General features: G+C 60.3%; 15 protein-coding genes. 12 read left to right on the top strand and 3 right to left on the bottom strand.

Annotated elements, in window-relative coordinates; genetic code table 11:
• The first annotated feature begins 1 nt into the window (after window position 1).
• The 5 genes from ACYZTZ_RS12545 (at window position 2) to ACYZTZ_RS12565 (ending at window position 11156) form a co-directional block, all read left to right on the top strand.
• On the top strand, window positions 2-1366 hold the full coding sequence (locus tag ACYZTZ_RS12545) for a TolC family outer membrane protein (protein WP_461998414.1): 1365 nt from the start codon (window positions 2-4) through the stop codon (window positions 1364-1366).
• A gap of 34 nt (window positions 1367-1400) precedes the next feature.
• Window positions 1401-4364 (top strand): autotransporter serine peptidase EprS, encoded by a 2964-nt coding sequence (gene eprS, locus ACYZTZ_RS12550; RefSeq protein WP_461998415.1) that lies wholly within the window; start codon window positions 1401-1403, stop codon window positions 4362-4364.
• Window positions 4365-4447: 83 nt separating this feature from the next.
• Window positions 4448-7495, top strand: coding sequence for an autotransporter domain-containing protein (locus ACYZTZ_RS12555; RefSeq protein ID WP_461998416.1), 3048 nt, complete (start codon window positions 4448-4450; stop codon window positions 7493-7495).
• A gap of 23 nt (window positions 7496-7518) precedes the next feature.
• Window positions 7519-9207, top strand: coding sequence for a polyurethane esterase (locus ACYZTZ_RS12560; RefSeq protein WP_461998417.1), 1689 nt, complete (start codon window positions 7519-7521; stop codon window positions 9205-9207).
• A 95-nt stretch (window positions 9208-9302) separates the two neighbouring features.
• Window positions 9303-11156: a polyurethane esterase gene (locus ACYZTZ_RS12565; RefSeq protein WP_461998418.1), complete on the top strand. Its 1854-nt coding sequence runs from the start codon at window positions 9303-9305 to the stop codon at window positions 11154-11156.
• Between the two features lie 108 nt (window positions 11157-11264).
• On the opposite strand, the gene ACYZTZ_RS12570 is transcribed toward ACYZTZ_RS12565, so the two are convergent.
• On the bottom strand, window positions 11265-11489 hold the full coding sequence (locus tag ACYZTZ_RS12570) for a YgdI/YgdR family lipoprotein (protein ID WP_461998419.1): 225 nt from the start codon (window positions 11487-11489) through the stop codon (window positions 11265-11267).
• A gap of 208 nt (window positions 11490-11697) precedes the next feature.
• On the opposite strand from ACYZTZ_RS12570, the gene ACYZTZ_RS12575 reads away from it, so the two are divergent.
• The 3 genes from ACYZTZ_RS12575 (at window position 11698) to ACYZTZ_RS12585 (ending at window position 17684) form a co-directional block, all read left to right on the top strand.
• Entirely contained in the window at window positions 11698-13365 is a 1668-nt protein-coding gene (locus ACYZTZ_RS12575; RefSeq protein ID WP_461998420.1) for a VRR-NUC domain-containing protein, read from the top strand.
• A complete protein-coding gene (locus ACYZTZ_RS12580) occupies window positions 13362-15662 on the top strand; it encodes an ATP-dependent DNA helicase (protein WP_461998421.1) in 2301 nt (766 codons plus the stop codon). The genes ACYZTZ_RS12575 and ACYZTZ_RS12580 overlap by 4 nt, the downstream gene beginning before the upstream one ends.
• A 99-nt stretch (window positions 15663-15761) precedes the next feature.
• Window positions 15762-17684, top strand: a complete 1923-nt coding sequence (locus ACYZTZ_RS12585) for a hybrid sensor histidine kinase/response regulator (protein ID WP_461998422.1) — start codon at window positions 15762-15764, stop codon at window positions 17682-17684.
• Window positions 17685-18458: 774 nt separating this feature from the next.
• Here ACYZTZ_RS12585 and ACYZTZ_RS12590 read toward each other — a convergent pair.
• On the bottom strand, window positions 18459-18935 hold the full coding sequence (locus tag ACYZTZ_RS12590; RefSeq protein WP_461998423.1) for a hemerythrin domain-containing protein: 477 nt from the start codon (window positions 18933-18935) through the stop codon (window positions 18459-18461).
• Window positions 18936-19142: 207 nt separating this feature from the next.
• Between ACYZTZ_RS12590 and ACYZTZ_RS12595 the strand changes: the two genes are divergently transcribed.
• Window positions 19143-19445 (top strand): hypothetical protein, encoded by a 303-nt coding sequence (locus ACYZTZ_RS12595; RefSeq protein WP_461998424.1) that lies wholly within the window; start codon window positions 19143-19145, stop codon window positions 19443-19445.
• On the opposite strand, the gene ACYZTZ_RS12600 is transcribed toward ACYZTZ_RS12595, so the two are convergent.
• Entirely contained in the window at window positions 19429-20583 is a 1155-nt protein-coding gene (locus tag ACYZTZ_RS12600) for a MalY/PatB family protein (RefSeq protein ID WP_461998425.1), read from the bottom strand. The genes ACYZTZ_RS12595 and ACYZTZ_RS12600 overlap by 17 nt on opposite strands.
• 223 nt (window positions 20584-20806) lie before the next feature.
• Between ACYZTZ_RS12600 and fdnG the strand changes: the two genes are divergently transcribed.
• Genes fdnG through ACYZTZ_RS12615 form a run of 3 tightly spaced genes read left to right on the top strand, consistent with a single transcriptional unit; the run spans window position 20807 to window position 25458 of the window.
• A complete protein-coding gene (gene fdnG / locus ACYZTZ_RS12605; protein WP_461998426.1) occupies window positions 20807-23872 on the top strand; it encodes a formate dehydrogenase-N subunit alpha in 3066 nt (1021 codons plus the stop codon).
• Window positions 23873-24808, top strand: a complete 936-nt coding sequence (gene fdxH / locus ACYZTZ_RS12610) for a formate dehydrogenase subunit beta (protein ID WP_461998427.1) — start codon at window positions 23873-23875, stop codon at window positions 24806-24808.
• Entirely contained in the window at window positions 24805-25458 is a 654-nt protein-coding gene (locus tag ACYZTZ_RS12615; protein WP_461998428.1) for a formate dehydrogenase subunit gamma, read from the top strand. The genes fdxH and ACYZTZ_RS12615 overlap by 4 nt, the downstream gene beginning before the upstream one ends.
• Window positions 25459-25462: the final 4 nt, after the last annotated feature.

Raw genomic sequence — 25462 nt, forward strand, 5'->3', positions numbered from 1 at the left:
GATGTTCCGCTGTATGAATAAGCTTTCCATGCTCGCAGCGACTCTGGCGTTGCTGACCTGCAACAGTGTGCTGGCCATGGGGCCGTTCGAGGTCTACGAACAAGCATTGCGCAATGATCCGGTGTTTCTCGGCGCCATCAAGGAACGCGATGCCGGCCTTGAAAACCGCGCCATCGGCCGCGCCGGGCTGTTGCCCAGGATCGGTTACAACTACAACAAGGGGCGCAACTCCTCCAAGGCCACCGCCCTCAATGAGCGCGGGCAGAACCGCACCGATGATCGCAACTACAGCAGTTACGGCTCGACCCTGACCCTGCAACAACCGCTGCTCGACTACGAGGCTTACGCGTCGTACCGCAAAGGTGTGGCGCAATCGCTGTTTGCCGACGAAGCCTTTCGGGGCAAGAGCCAGGAATTGCTGGTTCGGGTGCTGGAGAATTACACCCAGGCGTTGTTCGCTCAGGATCAGATCGACATCGCGCAGGCCAAGAAAAAGGCTTTCGAGCAACAGTTCCAGCAGAACGAACACATGTTCCGCCAGGGCGAGGGCACACGCACCGACATCCTTGAGGCCGAGTCCCGCTATGAACTGGCCACGGCCGAGGAAATCGAAGCCCGTGATGAGCAGGACGCGTCGTTACGAGAGTTGGGCGCTCTGATTGGTGTGCCGGTGATCAATATCGGGGATTTGGCGCCGCTGGATCAGCGTTTCCAGACGTTCACCCTGCAGCCGGCCAATTACGACACCTGGCACGAGATGGCGGTGGCCAACAACCCGAACCTGGCCTCCCAGCGTCAGGCCGTGGAAGTGGCGCGTTACGAGGTTGAACGCAACCGCGCCGGACACCTGCCCAAAGTCAGCGCTTACGCCTCGGTGCGCCAGAACGAGTCGGAAAGCGGCAACACCTACAACCAGCGCTACGACACCAACACCATCGGGATTGAAGTCAGCGTGCCGCTGTATGCGGGTGGTGGGGTCTCGGCCTCGACCCGTCAGGCCAGCCGCACCATGGAGCAGGCCGAGTACGAACTGGACGGCAAGACCCGGGAAACCCTGATCCAGCTGCGTCGGCAGTTCAGCGCCTGCTTGTCCGGTGTGAACAAATTGCGGGCTTATCAGAAGGCCCTGACGTCTGCCGAAGCGCTGGTGGTTTCGACCAAGCAAAGCATCTTGGGCGGTGAGCGGGTCAACCTCGATGCGCTGAACGCCGAACAACAACTATTTACCACCCGCCGCGATCTGGCACAGGCACGCTACGACTACTTGATGGCCTGGACCAAGTTGCATTACTACGCCGGGACGTTGAATGAGCAGGATTTGGCCAAGGTTGACGAGGCGTTTGGCCAAGGCCCAAGAACGCGATAGATGCCCCCAAAAAAAACAAAAAAAGCGAGAAGTCATGAACACGGACGTACAGATCAAGCCGATGTCGGTCGGCACGCTATTACTCCTGGTGTCAGCAATGCCCGGCTCGGTGCAAGCCGCTTACCTGGAAACCGGCACACCCGGCGATGCCGCCAGTTGGCGCACGACGGAGTTCCAGCGCGACTGGGGACTGGCCCGTATGCAGGCCGATCAAGCCTACGCCGCCGGCATCACTGGCAAAGGCGTGAAAATCGGCGAGCTCGATTCAGGTTTCGATGCTGCCCATCCCGAATTCGCCTCCGACCGTTACCACGGGGTGACCGCCAGCGGCCGTTACGTTGACGGCACCCAGTTCAACGTCGACGGCACGCTCAACGCCAACAACGACTCCCACGGCACGCACGTCGCCGGCACCATCGGCGCTTCCCGCGACGGTACCGGCATGCACGGCGTGGCCTACAACGCGCAGGTCTACGTCGGCAACACCAACAAGAACGACAGTTTCCTGTTCGGCCCCAATCCTGATCCACGCTACTTCAAAGCGGTCTACAACGCGTTGGCGGATGCCGGTGTGCGAGCGATCAACAACAGCTGGGGCAGCCAACCACCGGACGTCAGCTATCGGACCCTCGACGATCTGCATGCGGCCTACGCCCAGCACTGGAACAAAGGCACCTGGCTCGATGAGGCCGCAGACGTTTCCAGACGCGGCGTGATCAACGTGTTCAGCGCCGGTAACAGCGGTTACCCCAACGCCAGCGTGCGTTCTGCCTTGCCGTATTTTGAGCCGGACCTGGAAGGCCACTGGCTGGCGGTGTCGGGGCTGGATCAAGGCAACCAGCAGAAATACAACCAGTGCGGGATCGCCAAGTATTGGTGCATCACCACCCCCGGCGCGAAGATCGACAGCACCATTCCCGGCGCAGGCTATGCGATCAAGTCCGGCACCTCCATGTCCGCGCCGCATGCCACCGGTGCCTTGGCGCTGGTGATGGAACGCTATCCGTACATGAACAACCAGCAGGCGCTGGAAACCTTACTGACCACCGCCACCCAACTCGACGGTTCGATCACCGAAGCGCCGAATACCCGCGTCGGCTGGGGCGTCGCCAATCTAGAACGGGCGATGCACGGGCCGGGGCAATTACTCGGACGTTTCGACGCCAATCTGGGGGCAGGGCAGAGCGATGTCTGGAGCAACAACATCACCGACAAGGCGCTGATTCAGCGTCAGAGCGAAGACGCGGCGGAACACAGTGCCTGGCAACAGACACTGCTGACCAAAGGTTGGGAGAACGGTGTACCGGTCGGTGCCAGTCAGCAGGATCAGACCGACTATGCGGTGGGCACGACCCGCGATCTCGCCGCCTCCACTCGGGTCTACGAAGGCAGCCTGATCAAGTCCGGTGCCGGACGCCTGATGCTGACCGGCGACAGCACTTATCGCGGGTCGACTTCGGTGAATGGCGGTCTGCTGTCGGTCAACGGTTCGCTGGCATCGCAAGTGACCGTCAATGACAGCGGCACGCTGGGCGGATCGGGGCGCGTCGGCGCACTGACCGCCAACCGCGGCGCCACGGTTGCGCCCGGCAATTCCATTGGCACCTTGCAGGTCAGCGGCGACGTCACGTTTGCGCCGGGTTCAACCTACGCGGTGGAGCTGTCGCCGACCGAGAGCGACCGGATCGTCGCGGGCGGCACGGCCACGGTCAGCGGCGCGACCGTCAGCCTGTCACTGGAAAACAGCCCGACCTTGCTCAGCACTCAACAAGTGCAAAGCCTGCTCGGTCATCAGTACAACATCCTGCAAGCGGCCGGCGGTATTCAAGGTCAGTTCGGCGCGGTGTTGCCCAATTATCTATTCATCGGCGGCAGCCTCGATTACGCCGCCACCGGTATTCAACTGAGTGTCGAGCGTAACGACACAACCTTCGCCAGCGTCGGCCAAACGCCGAACCAGCGCGCCGTAGCCTCCGCCGTTGAAGGGCTAGGGGCGGGCAATCCGGTTTACGAAAGCTTGCTGCTGTCGCCCACCGCGACATCCGCCCAACAGGCGTTTCAGCAGTTGTCGGGAGAAATCTATCCGGCGCTGGGTTCGGTACTGATCAACGACAGCCGCTACCTGCGTGATGCTGTTGGCGAGCGACTGATTGACGCCCAAGGCGCTCAAAGCAATGGCTGGATCAAGGCGCTGGGCGCCTGGGGCAAGACCGATGAGCGCCATGACACCGCCGGTTACACCACCTCGATTGGCGGCTTGCTCGCCGGGGTCGACGGGGCGCTCGATGAGCAAACCCGGATCGGTCTGGTCACCGGCTATAGCGACAGCTCGGTGAGCATGGGCTCCGGCACTCACTCATCGGCCAAGGTCGACAGCTATCACTTGGGTGCTTATGCCGGCCGCGAGTCAGGTGCCTGGCGTCTGAGTGCCGGCGGTGCCTACAGCTGGCATCGCGCCGACGTCAAACGTGACCTGCAATACGGCGACGTCAGCGCCAAACAGAAAGCCAAGGTTGATGCCGGGACCACCCAAGTGTTCGGTGAAGCGGCGTATCGCCTGAACCTGCAACCGCTGGCAGTCGAACCTTTCGCGAACCTGGCTTACGTGCACCTCGACACCGAAGGTTTCACCGAGAAAGGTGATGCCGCCGCACTGAAAAGCAGTGGCGACACGCGTGACGCGGTGCTCAGCACATTGGGCGTGCGCGCATTGAAAACCGTGAACCTGTCCGGCCAGCAGAAACTGGACCTGAGCGGCAGCCTCGGCTGGCAGCACAACCTGAGCCATACCGACTCCGAAGAACACCTGGCGTTTGCCGGCGGCAGCACAGCGTTTTCCGTGGAGAGTTCGCCAATGGTGCGTGATGCGGCGCTGGTGGGCGCCCATGCCAGCCTGGCCCTGAGCCGGGACATCCGCTTGAACCTCGATTACACCGGCCAACTGGCCAGCCGCGAGAAAAGCCATGGCGTAGGGCTGAGCCTAAATTGGCAGTTTTAATGCAAACCCAGGATGTGTGTGAATTTGAAGGGTGCTTTTCAAGGCACAGGGATTTTGGCAACACAACTAAGGACGGTAGCTGGATGAATAACAAGCACAACAACCTTGCCATGCTCTGCGCATTGGCCACCCTCGGTACCGCGCAAGCGGCGCCTTACGTGGAAAACGGTAGAGCAGGCGATCCCAACAGTTGGCGCAGCACTGAATTCAATGCCGATTGGGGGCTGGGAGCGGTCAACGCACAAGAGGCCTACGCCGCCGGTTACACCGGTAAAGGCGTGAAGCTGGGGATCTTCGACCAACCGGTCTACGCCGCGCATCCGGAGTTTTCCGGCCCCAACAAAGTGATCACTCTGGTCACCAGCGGCATCCGCGAATACACCGACCCGTACATCCCGGTCAAAGCCGGCGATGCGTTTCGCTACGACGGTTCGCCCTCGATCGGTTACGACGGCAAGCTGGGTGCCCACGGCACCCACGTTGGCGGGATCGCTGCCGGCAGTCGCGATGGTGGCCCGATGCATGGCGTGGCGTTTGGCGCACAGATCATCAGTGCGGACAACGGTGATCCGGGCCCGGAGGACGGCATCATTCGCGGCAACGACGGCGCGGTCTACAAGGCTGGTTGGGATGCCTTGATCGCCAGCGGCGCGCGGATCATCAACAACAGTTGGGGCATCGGCATCACCGATCGTTTCGACCTCGGCGGACGCAACCCCGCCTACCCGCATTTCACCGTGCAAGACGCGCAATTGCAGTTCAACGAGATCCGTCCGTTGCTCGGGACCAAACCGGGCGGAGCCTACGATGGTGCCATCGCGGCGGCCCGCAGCGGTATCGTGACGATCTTCGCGGCCGGTAACGACTACAACCTCAACAACCCGGACGCCATCGCCGGCCTGGGCTATTTCGTCCCGGACATCGCGCCGAACTGGGTGACCGTGGCGGCGTTGCAGAAAAACCCGGACCTCAACAGCCCGGACTTCTACAACATCAGCACCTTCTCTTCGCGCTGCGGCTACACCGCCAGCTTTTGCGTGTCCGCACCGGGCAGCAAGATCTACAGCTCGATCATCAGCGGTACCAACGCCGACAACCTGACCACCGGCTACACCAACTACAACGGCACGTCGATGGCGGCGCCGCATGTCGCCGGTTCCATGGCTGTGCTGATGGAACGCTTCCCGTACATGACCGGCGCCCAGGTCGCCAGCGTGTTGCGCACCACGGCCACCGACCTCGGTGCGCCAGGTGTCGATTCGCTGTATGGCTGGGGCATGATCAACCTGCGCAAAGGCATCGATGGCCCGGCGATGTTTGTCACCGAGCAAGACATTCCCGAGGAGTTCCGCATTCAGGGTGCCTATGGTTCCAGTCAGTTTGTGGCGGACTTGCCAGGGATCGGCGCGATCATCGACGCGGGCAAACCGACTCAACGCGTGTGCAATGACGTGCACTGCGGCCTCGACACGTGGCGCAACGACATTTCCGGCCATGGTGGCCTGACCAAGCAGGGCATCGGCACGCTGGTGCTGACCGGCGCCAACACCTACGGCGGCCCGACGCTGGTCAATCAGGGCCGATTGGCCATCAACGGCTCGCTGCTCTCGGCGGTCACCGTCAACGACAGCGGGATCCTCGGCGGTAATGGCCGCATCGGCGCGTTGACCGCGAAAAGCGGTGGCACCGTGGCGCCTGGCAATTCCATCGGCACCTTGCAAGTGGCGGGCGACGTCACCTTCGAGCCTGGTTCGACCTACGCCGTGGAGTTATCGCCGACCAGCAGCGATCAGATCGTGGCGGGCGGTAAAGCCGTGATCGACGGCGCTACCGTCAGCCTGTCCCTGGAAAATAGCCCGACCTTGCTGACCACCAGCGAAGTGAAATCCCTGCTCGGCAATCAATACAACATTCTGCAAGCGGCCGGCGGGATCGAAGGGCGTTTCGGCGCCGTGCTCCCGGATTATCTGTTCATCGGAGGCACACTCGGCTATTCGGCCAATGGCATCCAACTGGCGGTAGAGCGCAACGCAGCGTCCTTCGCCAGCGTCGGCCAAACACCGAACCAACGCGCCGTCGCTGCGGCCGCCGAGCAACTGGGCGCCGGCAATCCGCTCTATGAAACTTTGCTGCTTTCGCCGACCGCCGCCGTCGCGCAACAAGCCTTCCAGCAACTGTCCGGTGAGATTCACCCGGCGATCGGCACACTGCTGATCAACGACAGCCGTTACCTGCGCGATGCCGTCGGCGAACGCCTGCGTGAACGTGATCTGTTCAATGCTGCGGCACCGACCGATGACCGCAGCAACGCTTGGGTCAAAGTCCTCGGCGCCTGGGGCAAGAGCGATGGCGGGCATGACAACGCCAGTTCCAACAGCTCCATCGGCGGCTTGCTGGCCGGTGTCGACGGGCTGATCACTGAAGATACGCGGCTGGGTTTCGTGACCGGTTACAGCGACAGTTCGTTGAGCATGGGTGATGGCACGCATTCGTCAGCCTCCGTCGATAGCTACCACCTGGGCGCCTATCTGGGCCATGAAATCGATGCACTGCGTCTGAGCGTCGGCGGCGCCTACAGCTGGCACCGCATTGACGTGAAGCGTGACCTGCAACTCGGCGACGTCAGCGGCAAACAGAAATCCAAACGCGATGCGACAACCGCACAACTGTTTACCGAAGCGGCGTATCGCCTGGACCTGCAACCGCTGGCGCTGGAACCGTTCGCCAACCTGGCTTACGTGCACCTGAACAGCGACAGCTTCACCGAGAAAGGTGATGCCGCAGCGCTCAAGGGCGGCGAAGACAACCGCGACGCCGTGCTCTCGACCCTCGGCCTGCGGGCGAGCAAAGCGATTGCCCTGTCGGACAAGCAGCAGCTGGAACTGTCCGGCACGCTGGGCTGGCAGCACAACCTGAGCAACACCCGTTCCGAAGACCACCTGGCCTTCGCCAACGGCAACACCGCGTTCAGCGTGCAGAGCGTTTCCCTGGACCGTAACGCTGCCGTCATTGGTGCGCGGGCCGGTTTGGCGGTGGCGCAGGACGTTCGTTTGAGCCTGGATTACAACGGACTGCTCGGCTCCCGCGAGAAAGACCACGGTGTGGGTCTGACGCTCGACTGGCAGTTCTGATTTGACGCAAAGGAAGCAAGCTTATGGGACTGTTTGATTACAAAAATGCTGACGGCAAGGCGTTGTACAGCGACGCCATCGCCCTGACGTTGTACGCGTACACCCCGACGGGGCAGCCACTGCCTGCGACCGGTTGGGCGCCGATTGGCGCTACACAGCTGGGTTATCAAGGCAAGGTCGGCGCACAAGGCACCTTCTATGGCGAGAAGGACGGCTTCACCAGCGCCGAAGCCGAAGTACTCGGCAAATACGACGCGGCGGGCAAGCTGATCGGTATCGGCATTGCCTTCCGAGGCACCGGCGGCCTGGGTTACAGCGACACCTTCGGCGACATGAAAAACAACCTGCTGGCGGCTGTCGGCCCGGTGGATTACGCGACGAACTACGCGAAAAACGCCTTCGACAGTTTGCTCAAGGACGTCGCTGCGTTTTCGATTGCCCATGGCCTGAGCGCCAGGGACGTGCTGGTCAGCGGGCATAGCCTGGGCGGGCTGGGCGTCAACAGCCTCGCCGAACTGAGTGGCAACAACTGGGGCGGTTTCTTCAAGGAGGCCAACTACGTTGCCTTCGCCTCGCCGACCCAGAGCGCAACCGGCAACAACGTGCTGAACATCGGTTACGAGAACGATCCGGTGTTTCGGGTACTCGACGGCACCACGTTCAGCAGCGGCTCGCTGGGCAAGCACGACGGACATCAGGATTCGGCGACCAACAACATCGTCAACTTCAATGACCAGTACGCGTCCACCTCGCAGAACCTGGTGCCGTTCAGCATCCTCAACCCGCTGAACTGGTCGGCCCACGGCTCGCTGGGTTACGCCGACGGGTTGAACCGGGTGATCGACTCGCGTTTCTACAACCTCACCGACAAGGACTCGACGCTGATCGTGTCCAACCTGGCGGAAGCGTCCCGGGGCAAGACCTGGGTCGAGGACCTCGGTCGCAGCGGCGAACCTCACTCCGGCAGCACATTCATCATCGGCACCGACAGCAACGACCTGCTCAAGGGCGGTGCCGGTAATGACTTCATCGAAGGCCGCGATGGCAATGACCGGTTCCGCGATGATGGTGGCTACAACCTCCTGCTGGGCGGCAAGGGCAGCAACACCTTCGAATTGCAGAAGCCGTTGCAGAACTTCAGCTTTGCCAATGATGGCGACGGCACGCTGTACGTGCGTGATGCCTATGGCGGCATCAGCATGACCCGCGACATCGGCGCGCTGGTCAGTCAGGAGTCGGGCTCATGGTGGGGGAGCAAGGAGGTGACTTACAGCGTGACCGCCAACGGTTTGCTCAACGGCAGCGAACTGACCCACTACAACCACTCGCTTAACGGTGATGCCTACGGCAACACACTGGCAGCCAGCGTCGACGGCGACTGGTTGTTCGGCAATGCCGGTGACGACCTGCTGCGCAGCGACAAAAGCCACGTGACCTTCGTCGGTGGCGTGGGCAATGACGTGATGCAAGCCTCGGGTGGCAACAACACGTTCCTGTTCAGCGGCGCCTTCGGTTTCGACGTGGTCAATGGCTACCAGGGCAGCGACAAACTGCTGTTCATGGGCGTTCAGGGCGCGGGGCAGGGCTATGACTACACGCAACACGCTTCGCAGTCAGGCCATGACACGGTGCTGAAGATTGGCGACTTTGCCGTGACCCTGGTGGGGGTGGGACTGGATAACCTGTCGGCTTCAGGCATTACGTTTGCCTGAGGCTGCATGCACTAAATGCTCCGGGGCGCCTCGTGATCGGGCGTCCTGGTTGTGAGCTATCTCTAACAATTCCAACAAAGAGAGAGGCAATACCAATGGGTGTGTACGACTACAAAAACTTCGGTACAGCCGATTCCAAAGCGTTATTTACCGACGCGATGGCGATCACGCTGTATTCCTACCACAACCTGGATAACGGCTTTGCCACCGGCTATCAGCACAACGGCTTCGGCCTTGGCTTGCCGGCGACACTGGTGACCGCGCTGATCGGCGGCACCGACTCCCAGGGCGTCATTCCCGGAATCCCATGGAACCCCGATTCGGAAAAAGCCGCGCTGGACGCGGTGCAGAAAGCCGGCTGGACGCCCATCACCGCCACGCAACTGGGCTATGACGGCAAGGTCGACGCACGCGGAACGTTCTTCGGCGAGAAAACCGGGTACACCAGCGCTCAAGTGGAAATTCTCGGCAAGTACGATGCGCAGGGTCATCTCAGCGAAATCGGTATCGCCTTTCGCGGCACCAGCGGCCCACGAGAAAGCCAGATCAGCGACTCCATCGGCGATGTGATCAATGATCTGCTGGCGGCGTTGGGGCCCAAGGATTACGCCAAGAACTACGTCGGCGAAGCGTTCGGCGACCTGCTCAGCGACGTAGCGGCCTTTGCCCGGGCCAATGGCCTGTCGGGCAAGGACGTGCTGGTCAGCGGTCACAGCCTCGGCGGGCTGGCGGTCAACAGCCTGGCGGACTTGAGCACGGACAAGTGGTCCGGGTTCTACCAGGATTCCAACTACATCGCCTACGCCTCGCCGACCCAAAGCAGCACCGACAAAGTGCTGAACGTCGGTTACGAAAACGACCCGGTGTACCGCGCCCTCGACGGTTCATCGTTCAACCTGTCATCGGTGGGCGTGCACGATGCCGCCAAGGTCTCGGCGACCGATAACATCGTCAGCTTCAATGACCACTACGCTTCGACAGCGTGGAATGTGCTGCCGTTTTCCATCCTCAACATCCCGACCTGGATCTCGCACTTGCCCACCGCCTATGGCGACGGCATGAACCGGGTGATCGAATCGAAGTTCTACGACCTCACCAGCAAAGACTCGACGATCATCGTTGCCAATCTGTCGGACCCGGCGCGCGCCAGCACTTGGGTTCAGGATCTGAATCGCAACGCTGAAACCCACAAGGGCAGCACCTTCATCATCGGCAGTGACGGCGATGACCTGATTCAGGGTGGCAAGGGCAATGACTACCTGGAAGGCCGCGATGGCAACGACACCTTCCGCGACGGCGGTGGTTACAACATCCTGTTGGGCGGCAAGGGCAACAACGTGCTGGACGTGCAGCAGTCGGTGAAAAACTTCGACTTCGCCAATGACGGCGCCGGCAACCTGTACATCCGCGACGCCAATGGCGGCATCAGCATGACCCGCGACATCGGCAGCATTGTGACCAAGGAGCCGGGGTTTCTGTGGGGGGTGTTCAAGGATGACGTGACCCACAGCGTCACGGCCGAAGGCCTTAAGGCGGGCAACAACCTGACTCAGTACGCGTCAACAGTGAAGGGCGGCGCCGGGGCCGATACGCTCACGGCTCACGCCGGTGGCGATTGGTTGTTGGGGCTGGATGGCAACGACCATTTGCTCGGCGGCAAGGGCAACGATGTGTTTGTCGGCGGGGCAGGCAATGACTTACTGGAGTCGGGGGGCGGGATCGATACGTTCCTGTTTAGCGGCGCGTTTGGTCAGGACCGGGTGGTTGGTTACCAGGCCAGCGACAAACTGGTGTTTCTCGGGGTTCAGGGGGTGATGCCGAACGACGACTATCGGGCGCATGCCTCGGCGGTGGGGCACGATACGGTGCTGACGTTTGGCGGGGATTCGGTGACGTTGGTTGGGGTTGGGCTGGATAGCTTGTCCAGTGGAGGGGTTGTTATCGCCTGAGGGTGATGCGCCGTCTGTGAGGGACTCTTCGCGAGCAGGCTCGCTCCCACATTGGAACTCGGTCTAATGTGGGAGCGAGCCTGCTTGCGATGAACGATGACGCGGTATTTAGTCTTCCCGTCGAATCGTGGTCACTTCATCAGCCTTGACCTTCACTTTCGCCCCGGAAATATCTTCGAATTCAAAGAAGCCGTCCTTGGTCTTGGTTTTCGGCATGTCCTTGGTCAAATACTGGGTGCCGTTCTGCAGCGTTACAACCGTTGGCGTCGAGCAACCGGCCAGGGCCAGAAAGGCCGCTACCGCCAGGGGGAAGCCCAGAGTCTTGATATTCATAACCACCTCTCAACCTTCAAAAAAACAGCGCGACTGCCACGAACGAAATCAATCGTCACTGCGCCTCTAACGCGGTTAGGTGCGATGGATCGACAGAAAGTTCAGAAACGCCCGAAAAATTACCGATTAACGCCGCCGCTTATCCTTTTCCGTTTGCACGGGGCAGGGCGTAGCTGGTATCTGTACGCATAACCAGTACTCGCTCGCCATGGCCTTTTTTCCTGTGACTGCAAACCCTCTCGACGATCCGTTCTACTACTTGAACAACTTCATGCAAGTGCTTGATTGGCTTGAGCTTCGCTATGCCGATGTGCTGAGTGTCGAAGAGCAACACTTCATCCGCGAGTTCAAGCGGTTGCCCCGTGAACCCAGGGCGCTGCTGGTCAGGATGGTGATGCGCAAGGGGAATCACTTCCGGGCGAGCAAGCTGCATTACGTCGAAATCGGCGACATCGCCATTGCTGCCGGCCCACTGCTGGCGCTGGGCTGGATCGATGAGCAATCGCCGCTGGCGATCGAAGCGCTGTTCGAGGTGCTGCTCAAGGCGGAAATTCTCCAGTGTTTTGGCACCACCATCGATCAACCCAAGGGAAAAAAGACCGATTGGCTGCCCGCACTGAGCGAACAGTTTCCCCAGGCTCACAGCTTCGGCCAGTGGTGCCCGTCGCTGGATGACCGATTATTCAGCCTGACCATCATGGGCCTGTGCGACCGGCTGCGCTTGATGTTTTTTGGCAATCTTTACCAGGACTGGTCCGAGTTCGTACTGGCTGACCTGGGCATCTTTACCTATGAAAAAGTCGAGTTTTGCGCCGATTCCCGAGGCCTGCGCAGCCGCGACGACGTGGACGCCTGCCTCTTCCTTCATGAGTGTCAGCAGCATTTCGAGGCCGGCGAAGCCGTGGAAGGCATTGTCGAGCAGATCAAAGGGCTGGCGCTGAGCAATCCCTGGCTGCAACGACGTCGCGGCAAACTGTTGTTCCAGATCGGTCAGCACTGCGAGCGCGTGGCGGATTTCTCTACCGCGCTGACGATCTACCGCGAGTGTGCCTATCCCGGCGCGCGCCTGCGGTTGATTCGCGTATTGGAGCGCTGCGGTGAATATCAGCTGGCCATGGACCTGGCCGCCGCGGTGGAGCAATCGCCGGAAAGTGCCGCCGAACAGCAACAGTTGTTGCGTGTGCTGCCCAGGCTGCGACGCAAGTTGGGCGGTCCGGTGATAAAGCGCTCGTCCCCACGGGAGATGCTGCGCCTGGACCTGCAACTGCCCAGAACCGATCCGGCGTTGTCGGTGGAGTCTTACGTTCAGGCGCATTTGGCGGAAGAATCGGCACCGGTGCATTTCGTCGAAAACAGCCTGATCAATTCGCTGTTCGGACTGCTGTGCTGGCCGGCGATTTTCGCGCCGTTGCCGGGGGCGTTTTTCCACCCGTTCCAGCGTGGGCCGGTGGATCTGCTCAATGAGGACTTTCACGCACGCCGCGCGGAGCTGTTCCAGGACTGCCTGGCGGAACTCGATGACGAGCGTTACCGCCAGACGATTCGCGAACGCTATGCCAGCAAGTGGGGCGTGCAGTCGCCTTTCGTGTTCTGGGGTGTGCTGAGCGAAGAATTGCTCGATCAGGCACTCGATTGCCTGCCGGCCGAACACCTCAAGCACTGGTTCAATCGACTGCTGTTGGACATCAAGGCCAATCGCGCCGGCATGCCGGACCTGATCCAGTTTTGGCCGCAGGACAAAACCTACCGGATGATCGAAGTCAAAGGGCCCGGTGATCGCCTGCAAGACAATCAATTGCGCTGGCTCGAGTTCTGCCATGAGCACCAGATGCCGATTGCCGTCTGCTACGTGCAATGGGCGGAGCAGGGCGCTTGAGTTACAGCATCGCGGTGCGGGCGCTGTGTGAATTCACCGCCAAGGTCGGTGACCTCGACCTGCGTTTTACGCCTTCGCCGACGGCGCTGGAAGGGATTGTCGGGCACCGTACGGTGGCGTCCCGGCGCAGCGAGGGCTACCAGAGTGAAGTCGCGCTTGAAGGCTTGTATCAGACGTTGAAGATAAAGGGCCGGGCCGACGGCTACGATCCCGCGCAAAACTGCCTGGAAGAAGTCAAAACCTATCGCGGCGACTTGAGCAAGCAACCGGCCAACCACCGTCAGCTGCACTGGGCGCAGGCGAAAATTTACGGTTGGTTGATGTGTCAGAAACTGGAGCTGGCGCAGATCAATCTGGCCCTGGTGTACTTCGACATCGTCAGCGAAAAGGAAACCTGCCTGGTCGAGGCGTTCAGCGCCGCGCAACTGCGGCTGTTCTTCGAAGCACATTGCGCCTTGTTCCTGCACTGGGCCGAACAGGAAATGGCTCATCGCGAAGGGCGTAATCGGGCGGCGCAACAACTGGCGTTTCCCCACGCCGACTTTCGACCGGGGCAGCGTCATCTGGCGGAATCGGTGTTCAAGGCCGTCAGCACCGGTCGTTGCTTGATGGCCCAGGCGCCCACGGGGATCGGCAAGACGGTCGGCACGCTGTTCCCGATGCTCAAGGCCCTGGCGCCGCAGCAACTGGACAAGGTGTTCTTCCTCACGGCGAAAACCCCGGGGCGCAAACTGGCGCTGGACGCCGCGCAAGTGATCCTCGACAGCGCCGACGCGCCACCCTTGCGGGTCCTCGAAATGATCGCCCGGGACAAGGCCTGCGAGCATCCGGACAAAGCCTGTCACGGCGAATCCTGCCCGCTGGCCCGGGGGTTTTATGATCGCTTGCCCGCCGCTCGCCAGGCGGCCAGCAAGTTATCCCTACTGAACCAGAACGCTTTGCGCGAGGTCGCCCTGCAACACGACGTCTGTCCCTACTACCTGAGCCAGGAAATGGCCCGCTGGGCAGACGTGGTGGTCGCCGATTACAACTACTATTTCGATTTCAGCGCGCTGCTGTTCGGGCTGGCCCAGGCCAATAACTGGAACATCGCGGTGCTAGTGGACGAAGCACACAACCTGGTGGAGCGCGGCCGGCAGATGTACAGCGCCAGCCTCGACCAATCGACCCTCAACGGTGTGCGAAAAACCGCGCCCGAGGCGTTGAAAAAACCTTTGCAACGGGTCAACCGTGAGTGGAATGCCCTGCATAACCTGCAACTCGGCGCCTATCAGGCCTATGACAAGGCGCCGGAAAAACTGCTCCAGGCGTTGTCGTCGTGCAGCGCGAGCATCGGCGATTACCTGAATGATCATCCCCAGGGCCTGGACGGAGCGTTACAGAACTTCTATTTCGACATGCTGCAGTTTTGCCGGGTGGCCGAGCTCTTCGATGAACAGTTCCTGTTCGACATCAGCAAGCGCGACCTCGACCGCCAACGCAACCTGTCGCAGCTGTGCCTGCGCAACGTGGTGCCCGCCGGCTTCATCCGCCCACGCTTGACGGCTGCACGCAGCACCGTGCTGTTTTCCGCGACCCTGAGCCCTCGCCACTACTATGCCGACCTGCTGGGCACGCCGGCGAACACAGTGTGGATAGACGTTGAATCGCCATTTCACGCCGATCAGCTGCAAGTGCACATCGTCAGCCAGATCTCTACGCGGTTCGTCCATCGCCAGTCATCCCTTGCACCGATCGTCGAGCTGATCGCCCGGCAGTTCAGCCAACGTCCCGGCAACTATCTGGCGTTTTTCAGCAGCTTCGATTATTTGCAACAAGTGGCGCAGTTGCTGGCCGAGAAACATCCACACATCAATCTGTGGTCGCAGTCCCGCGGCATGGGGGAAGGGCAGCGACAGGACTTTCTCGATCAGTTCACCGCCGAGAGCCAGGGCGTCGGTTTCGCAGTGCTGGGCGGGGCGTTTGGCGAAGGCATCGACTTGCCGGGCGCGCGACTGATCGGAGCGTTTATCGCCACCCTCGGACTGGCGCAACTCAACCCGGTCAACGAGCAGTTGAAACAGCGCATGGCAGCAATTTTCGGCGCAGGTTATGACTACACTTACCTGTTTCCCGGTGTGCAGAAAGTGGTGCAGGCGGCGGGGAGGGTGATCCGCACCCAGCAGGACCAAGGGGTGGTGATGTTGATCGATGACCGGTTTGGCGATAGCAAGGTCAAGCAGTTACTGCCGCGTTGGTGGTCGATTGCGCCAGCCTCTTTTGCAACTCAGCGAACGTATGACCACCCGGTAATCTGAGGCATACCTTCCAGAGCCGCCACCCAGCGTTGTTTTCGAACTTTCCAAATTTTCGGTTTGTCGCATACTCCAGAAAAACGAGAGTGACGTGAGGGATCAATGAGCGAGGATCGGACCAAAGCCAGCGCCATCGACGACAGTCGTTTTCGCCTGTTGATCGATGCTGTGATTGACTACGCGATCTACATGATTGATCCCGAAGGCATCATCACCAGCTGGAACGCCGGCGCCAGGCGTTTCAAGGGGTACGAGGAGTCCGAAATCCTCGGTCAGCACTTTTCGCGGTTCTATACCGAAGAGGATCGCCGTGCCGGTTTGCCCCGGCGAGCGCTGGACACGGCGATCAGGGAGGGGCGTTTCGAAGGGGAAGGCTGGCGGGTTCGCAAGGACGGCACGCATTTCTGGTGCCACGTCGTCATTGATCCGATTCTCGACCCATCGGGTAAGTTGCTAGGGTTTGCCAAGATTACCCGCGACCTGACCGACCGCAAAATGGCCGAAGAAGTCCTCAAGCAAAGCGAGCAGCAGTTCCGCCTGCTGGTTCAAAGCGTCACTGATTACGCCATCTACATGCTCACCCCGGATGGCCGCATGACCAACTGGAACCTTGGGGCTCAGCGCATCAAGGGCTACTTGCCCGAAGAAGTCATCGGCCAGCATTTTTCGATGTTTTACACCCCGGAAGACCGCAAGGCCGGCGAACCACAACGGACCCTGGACATTGCAGTACGTGAGGGGCGATTCGAAAACAAAGGCTGGCGCGTGCGCAAGGACGGTACGCGGTTCCTGGCACATGTCGTGGTCGACCCGATTTGGGGCGACACCGGAACGTTACTCGGCTTCGCCAAGATCACCCGCGATATCACCGAAGTCACACAAGCCCAGCAAGACCTTGAGCAAACCCGCGAAGCGCTGTTTCAGGCGCAGAAGCTGCAGGTCATCGGTCAACTCAGTGGTGGCATCGCCCACGACTTCAACAACTTGCTGACCGTCATCCTTGGCAATCTGGAGATCATCCGCAAACGCGTCGGGGACGATTCGAGAATTACCCGATTGGTGGACAACGCCACTCAAGGTGCCTTGCGTGGCGTAACCCTGACTCAGCGCATGCTGGCGTTTGCCAGACGCCAGGAGCTCAAGTCCGAACCTGTCGAGATTCCGAAGCTGGTGCATGGGATTACCGGACTGTTGCGCAGCTCCCTCGGGCCTTCCGTGGTGCTCGAAACGCGCTTTTCGCCAGATATTGAACCCGTCATGGCCGACGTCAATCAGCTCGAACTGGCGGTCCTGAACCTGGTGACCAACGCTCGCGATGCAATGCCCCATGGCGGAAAAATCGTGATCAGTGCCCAGACAGATGCTGTTCTGGACAAGGCGCAGCTTTCCCTGGCGCCCGGTCGTTATGTCTGCCTGAGTGTTACCGACACCGGTGAGGGCATGGATGACGCGACGCTGGCATCGGCAACGGACCCTTTTTTCACCACAAAGGGCGTTGGCAAAGGTACTGGCCTGGGGCTGTCGATGGTTCATGGTTTTATCGAGCAATTGGGCGGTCGATTCGTTCTCAAGAGCCTGAAGGACAAAGGCACAACCGCCGAACTGTGGATACCCGTCGCCGCCGCTGGTTCAGTCGCCAAACCTGTTGCCGAGGAGCGCGCCGCACCGCCCGTGCCCCGACTGTGTGTGTTGGTGGTGGACGACGACAGCCTGGTATTGACCAGTACCTGCCTGTTGCTCGAGGACCTGGGGCATCGAGTGATCAGTGCAGTGTCCGGTGTACAGGCGCTGGCAATGTTCGACAGCGAACAGGCGATTGATCTGGTCATCACCGACATGGCCATGCCACAGATGAATGGCGCGCAACTGGCGCAGGCCATCCGGATCATTAAGCCGAGCCTGCCGATCATTCTTGCCACCGGTTACGCCGAGCGCCTGGAAGGTTTCGCCACCAGACTTCCGCGCCTGTCCAAACCCTTTACCCAAATTAACCTGGTGGAAATCATCGCCACGACCATGAAATGACAACGCGTGCTCAGTGTTTGGCCGCTTTTGTGATTGTGTACATATCCGTTTCTGCGGTCATGGCGGCTATCGGTTTCGCTTTTACAGCGAGTCACTTTGGAAAAGAACCCCAAAGTAACCAAAGGGTTCTTGCCCCTTTCGTTCGGTGCCTCGCCTAGGCTCGGCATGCCCTCGCTCCGGTCCTGCTCCGTGGGCCCGCCGCCATCGGCCATCCATGGCCGGGGGCGGCTAACCCGGCATCCATGCCGGGTTGCCCACTGCGCAGAACCTCCACTCGGCCTCTCGATGGGGCGGTGCATCAAGATCAAAAGCTGCAGGCGAGCTAACGCTCGGCCTGTTGAGTGGTGAGGAGCGTGCGTATACCCCTTCCCTCGGTAGGAGCTGTCGAGTGAAACGAGGCTGCGATCTTTTGATCCTGCTGTGGCTGTGGCTGTGGCTCTGGCTTTTGATCTTGATCTGCCTGCCCCTTTCCCAGAGGCCGAACGCAGGCGTTGCGCAGGGGGCACCGCGGCAAGGATGCCGCGGTAGCCGCCCCCGGCCATGGATGGCCGATGGCGGCGGGCCCCCGGAGCAATGCCGGAGTGAGGGCATGCCGAGCCTAGGCGAGGCACCGAATGGCGGGGCAAGAGCCCTTGGTTACTTGGGGCTGTTCCAAGTGACTCGCTGTAAAAGCGAAACCGCCAGCCGCCATCACCGCAGAAACGGATATGTACCCAACCTTAAATGAACAGCATTGCAGCATATGCCGGACCTTTTGTTGTCCCATCACCTGCATCAAGCCGCCAGATTGGCTGCGCTCATTTCTTTCTTGTACTGGGCTTTCAAACTTTCCATTTGCACCCCCAGCTCTTCCAGTGTGGCTTTGCCCAACAGCTTCTTGGCCTGAGGGAACATCTCGGTTTCCTCTTCTTCGATGTGGTGTTCCAGCAGTTCCTTGACCACTTTCACGCGACCGGCGAATTCCGGGGTGGACGGGTCGGTGACTTTCAGGTCTGGCAGCACCAGCGAATCAACGGTGCGATGTTCTTCCTTGGCTTCGTAATACATGACGTCCTGCTCCTTGCCCCCGGCTTTCTTGTACGCCGGGTACAAGACTTCTTCTTCGAGACGGGTATGGATGGCGATCTCCATTTCCAGTTTGGCCAGCAACTCGCCGCGCTTTTTAACACCACGTTCGGTGGATTCGCTTAATTGGGTCAGGATGCCTTTTACGCGTTCATGGTCGGCTTTCAACAAGTCTATGGCGTTCATGGTTGAGTCTCTCCAACGAGTCAGGGGGTGAGCGCGAACGGTCTAAAGGCCGAAAGTCGCTCATTGTCCTGGAGCATTTGTCGTGCCGCTTTGCTGGAGCGATAACTTGTTTATAAAACAATAAGTTGAAGTGATTGATGGCGAACTGAGCTCATGCAGCCTGCATGAGTCTGGAAATTGACTCATGCAGTTCGCAGTGGAGCATTGATGTTCCAGGCAATAAAAAGCCCGGCGATTGCGCCGGGCTTTTCAAGTTCAGGATATGGGTTCGGGTTGCTGGAGCGAACGATGAGTATTTTGCGTGGAAATCGAGACAGGCGGCAAAGCTTCGTTGAGCAGCCGCAAGTGCTCGATCGCTTCCTCGAACTTCAAGTCGGCCTTCCTGCGCATCGCCTGATAGCGATCAAACAGCTCCACATCCGTTCGGTTGGATTTCAGGGGGGCGTGATCGTTCCCACGCGGAGAATGGGAACGATCATCACAGATGGGTGTGTCAGGCGTTGCGATTGAGCAAACTGCGCTCCATCCGCGCGATGCCTTCTTCCAGCAATGCCCGTGGGCAGCCGAAATTCAGACGCACGAACTGTTTGCTGTCATCGCCGAAGTCCAGACCCGCGCTCAACCCGACCTTGGCTTGCTCAAGGAAAAACTGCTGAGGGTTATCCAGTCCCAGCGCCGAGCAATCGAGCCACGCCAGATACGTGCCTTGCGGGATATTCATGGTCACACCCGGCAGGCGCGTGTTGACCGCTTCCACCAGATAATCCCGATTGCTTTGCAGATACGCCTTCAACCCGGCCAGCCAAGGGCCGCCTTCGCTGTAGGCGACGCGCGTCGCTTCCATGCCCAATGGGTTGACGCTGTCGACCATGCCGCAGCGGGCGTGGTTGACCTTTGCACGCAAAGCCGAGTCCTGAATAATCATGAACGATGTTTTCAGCCCGGCGATGTTGTAGGCCTTGCTCGCCGACATCAGCGTGATGGTGCGCTTGGCGATTTCCGGGCTCAGGGAAGCCGTCGGAATGTGCACGCGCCCATCGAAACACAGCTCGGCATGAATCTCGTCAGAGATGATCCAGGCATCGTGCTCCAGGCAGATGTTGGCGACCGCTTGCAGTTCTTCTCGTGGGAAGACTTTGCCCACCGGGTTGTGCGGGTTGCTCAGCAGCAGCGCACCGCCACCGGTCAGCGCCTGATTCAGGGCATCGAGTGGCGTGGCGTAACTGCCGTCCGTCAACGCGTCGAATTCGAGTTCAACCTTGTTCAAACCCCAGTGACCCGGCGCATGACGCAGCGGCGGGTAGTTCGGGACCTGAACCACGACGTTCTGCTGCGGCTGGACCAGCGCATTCAGCGCCATGTTGAACCCCGACTCCACGCCCGGCAGGAAAATCAGTTCCTCAGGCAATACGCGCCAGGCGTACTTGTTCCACAGATCGGCGACGATGGCATCGCGCAAGTCATCCTGGGCCACGCTGTAGCCGAGCATCGGGTGTTCCAGACGTTTTTGCAGGGCCTGGATGATCACCGGCGGTGCGGAGAAGTCCATGTCGGCCACCCACATCGGCAACACGTCGGCCGGGTAACGGCTCCATTTGGTACTGCCGGTGTTGTGGCGGTCGAACACCTGATCAAAATCGAAAGTCATGCTCAGTCTCATAAAAAGCGTGGTTGAACGTGGGGCAATGATAAACGCCAAGGACCTGTGGGAGCGAGCTTGCTCCCACAAGGTATTGCCCGATGGTCGGTTTTCACACAGTCAGTTCTAACATTGTCTACAGTTTTAAGTGTCGGCAGCCAGACTGCCGCAACCGTGATTGTCCAGAAAAACCCGGCAAAACTACCGGGTCTCCACCTGACAGGAGTGCACGATGGACCTCAACCGTCGTCAGTTCTTCAAGGTCGCTGGTATCGGCCTTGCGGGCTCGAGCCTCGGCGCGCTGGGCATGGCCCCCGCGACTGCCTTCGCCGAGCAGGTGCGCCACTTCAAGCTTGCCCACACCCATGAAACCCGCAACACCTGCCCGTACTGCTCGGTCGGCTGTGGCGTGATCATGTACAGCCAGGGCGATGCCGCCAAGAACGTCGCGCAAAACATCATCCACATCGAAGGCGATTCCGACCACCCGGTCAACCGCGGCACCCTGTGCCCCAAAGGCGCGGGCCTGCTGGACTTCATTCATAGCCCCGGCCGTCTGCAGTATCCACAGGTGCGCAAACCCGGCACCACCGAGTGGACGCGTATCTCCTGGGATGAAGCGCTCGATCGCGTCGCCGACCTGATGAAGGCCGACCGCGACGCCAACTTCATCGAGAAGAATGCCCAGGGCCAAACGGTGAACCGCTGGCTGACCACCGGTTTCCTCGCGGCCTCGGCGGCCTCCAACGAGGCCGGTTACATCACCCACAAGGTGGTTCGCAGTCTCGGCATGCTGGGGTTCGATAACCAGGCGCGTGTCTGACACGGCCCGACGGTGGCAAGTCTTGCCCCGACGTACGGCCGTGGTGCCATGACCAATACCTGGACCGATATCGGTAACGCGAATCTGATCCTGGTAATGGGCGGCAACGCAGCAGAAGCGCACCCGTGCGGCTTCAAATGGGTGACCGAAGCCAAGGCGCACAACAAGGCACGCTTGATCGTGGTCGATCCGCGTTTTACCCGGACCGCCTCGGTGGCCGACTATTACGCGCCGATTCGCACCGGCACCGACATCGCCTTCATGGGCGGGCTGATCAACTACCTGCTGACCGAAGACAAGATCCAGCACGAGTACGTGCGCAATTACACCGACGTGTCGTTCATCGTCAAAGCCGGTTATGGCTTCGAAGACGGAATCTTCAGCGGCTACGACGCGGCCAAACGCAGCTACACGGACAAGTCCGGCTGGGGTTATGAACTCGGTGATGACGGCTTCGTCAAGGTCGACCCGACCCTGCAAGACCCGCACTGCGTCTATCAATTGATGAAAACGCATTACAGCCGCTACAACATCGAACTGGCGAGCCAGATTTGCGGCATGCCGGTGGATGCCATGCAGAAGATCTGGGAAGAGATCGCCACCTGCTCGCAACCGGGCAAGACCATGACGATTCTCTACGCGCTGGGCTGGACGCAGCACTCGATCGGTTCGCAGATCATTCGCAGCGCGGCCATGGTGCAATTGCTGCTGGGCAACGTCGGTATGCCGGGTGGGGGCGTCAATGCCTTGCGCGGTCACTCCAACATTCAGGGGCTGACCGACCTCGGTTTGCTGTCCAATTCGCTGCCGGGCTACCTGACCTTGCCGCAGGATGCGGAGCAGGATTACAACGCCTACATCGTCAAACGCACGCAAAAACCGTTGCGGCCGGGGCAGCTGTCCTATTGGCAAAACTACGGCAAGTTCCACGTCAGCCTGATGAAAGCCTGGTACGGCGCGAATGCCACGCTCGAAAACCGCTGGGCTTATGACTATCTGCCGAAACTCGACATCCCGAACTACGACATCCTCAAAGTGTTTGACCTGATGGGCCAGGGCAAGGTCAACGGCTACATGTGCCAGGGCTTCAACCCCATCGCCGCGTTGCCTGACAAAAACCGGGTGATGGCGGCGCTGGCCAAGCTGAAGTGGCTGGTGGTGATGGATCCGCTGTCCACCGAAACCTCGGAGTTCTGGCGCAATGTCGGGCCGTACAACGATGTCGAAACCGCTGGCATCCAGACCGAAGTGATTCGCCTGCCCACCACCTGTTTCGCCGAAGAAGACGGCTCACTGGTCAACAGCAGCCGCTGGCTGCAATGGCACTGGAAAGGCGCCGACGGCCCAGGCGAAGCGCGCACCGATGTGCGGATCATGAGCGAGCTGTTTATCCGTCTGCGCCAGCGTTACCAGGCCAACGGCGGCGCTTATGCCGAGCCGATCCTCAAACTGTCCTGGCCCTACAAAATAGTCGAGGAGCCTTCGCCGGAAGAACTGGCCAAGGAAATCAACGGCTATGCCACCGCTGACTTCACCGACGCTACCGGCGCGGCGATCAAGGGCAACGCGCAACTGGCCGGTTTCGGCCAGCTCAAGGACGACGGCAGTACGGCTTCCGGTTGCTGGATTTTCTGCGGCAGCTGGACTGAAGCGGGCAACCAGATGGCCCGGCGCGACAACAGCGATCCATATGGCATGAAGCAACATCAGGGCTGGGCTTGGGCCTGGCCGGCGAACCGGCGGATTCTCTACAACCGCGCTTCGTGCGACCCGCAAGGCAAGCCGTGGGACGAGAAAAAACGCCTGGTATGGTGGAACGGCAAAGTCTGGGGCGGCACCGATGTGCCGGACTTCAAGGCCGACTCGCCACCGGAAGCCGGGATGAATCCGTTCATCATGAACCCCGAAGGCGTGGCGCGGTTCTTTGCCGTCGACAAGATGAACGAAGGGCCTTTCCCTGAGCATTACGAGCCGTTCGAAACGCCGATCGGCATCAACCCTCTGCACCCGGAAAACAAGAAAGCCACCAGCAACCCGGCGGCACGGATCTTCGATTCGGTGTGGGATTCCTTAGGCGTGGCCAAGGACTATCCGTATGCCGCGACCAGCTACCGGCTGACCGAGCATTTCCACTTCTGGAGCAAGCATTGCAAGCTCAACGCGATTGCCCAACCTGAGCAGTTCGTCGAGATCGGTGAAGTGCTGGCCAAGGAGAAAGGCATCGTGGCCGGCGACCGGGTCCGTGTCAGTTCCAAGCGTGGGCATATAGAAGCGGTGGCGGTGGTGACCAAGCGGATTCGACCGTTGCAGGTCAACAATCAGGTGGTGCACCAGATCGGTATCCCGCTGCACTGGGGCTTTACCGGCCTCACGCGCCACGGTTACCTGACCAACACCCTGGTGCCATTCCTCGGCGATGGCAACACTCAGACCCCGGAATCCAAGTCATTCCTGGTCAACGTGGAGAAAGTCTAAATGGCCAGCCAAGACATCATCGCCCGTTCGGCCACCACGACCGTCCCGTCCTCGGTACGCAATCAAGAGGAAGTGGCCAAGCTGATCGACACCACCAAGTGCATTGGCTGCAAGGCCTGCCAAGTCGCCTGCTCGGAATGGAACGAGCTGCGCGACGACGTCGGCCACAACCTCGGCACCTACGACAACCCACAGGACCTGACCGCAGAAACCTGGACCTTGATGCGCTTCACCGAGCACGAAACCGACGCCGGCAATCTGGAGTGGCTGATTCGCAAGGATGGCTGCATGCACTGTGCCGAGCCCGGTTGCCTGGCGGCGTGCCCGAGCCCGGGGGCGATCATCAAGCATGCCAATGGCATCGTCGATTTCGACCAGGACCATTGCATCGGCTGCGGGTATTGCATCACAGGATGCCCGTTCAATATCCCGCGAATCTCACAAAAGGATCACAAAGCCTACAAATGCACGTTGTGCTCGGACCGGGTGTCGGTGGGGCTGGAGCCGGCCTGCGTCAAAACCTGTCCGACGGGCGCCATTGTGTTCGGCACCAAAGACGACATGAAAGAACACGCGGCCGAAAGGATCGTCGACCTCAAGAGCCGTGGCTTCGAACACGCGGGTCTGTACGACCCGAGTGGCGTCGGCGGTACTCACGTGATGTATGTGCTGCACCATGCCGATGAGCCTCGGTTGTATGCCGGCCTGCCGGACCATCCGACCATCAGTCCGCTGGTGGAGCTGTGGAAAGGCGTGAGCAAACCCTTGGGGTTGCTGGCCATGGGCTTGGCGGTGCTGGCCGGATTCTTCCACTACGTACGCATCGGGCCGCAACTGGTCGAGGAGGACGAACACCCGACCATCCCCGATCCCGCCGTGCATGAAATCGATCCATCGGTGCACACCTATGATCCGAAGGGGCAGGACAGGCCATGAACGACAAACCGATCCTTCGCTACACATCAAACCAGCGCACTAATCATTGGCTGGTGGCGATTCTGTTTCTGATGGCGGCACTGTCGGGGCTGGCGTTGTTCCATCCGGCGCTGTTCTGGCTCAGCAACCTGTTTGGCGGCGGCCCGTGGACGCGCATCCTGCATCCGTTCATGGGCGTGGTGATGTTTGTGCTGTTCCTTGGGCTGGTGATCCGTTTCTGGCGGGCGAACTTCTTTATCAGCAACGATCGGTTGTGGCTGAGGCGAGTCGGGCGGGTGATCAAGAACGAGGAGGAGGGCGTGCCACCCATCGGCAAGTACAACCCTGGGCAGAAGCTGCTGTTCTGGACTTTGCTGATTTGCATGCTGGTGCTGCTGTTCAGCGGGCTGGTGATCTGGCGTGCGTATTTCAGCGAGTACTTCGGCATTACAACGATTCGATGGGCGATGCTGCTGCATGCGTTGGCGGGTTTTGTGCTGGTACTGAGCATCATCGTGCACATCTACGCCGGGATCTGGATCAAAGGCTCGGTCAACGCCATGTTGCATGGCTGGGTCAGCCGCGCCTGGGCGAAAAAACACCATGAACTCTGGTACCGCGAAGTGACCCGCGACGAGCACCCCGACCGGCCGATCAGCAAAAAAGGATAACCCC

This window comes from Pseudomonas sp. LB3P58, from assembly GCF_054897895.1.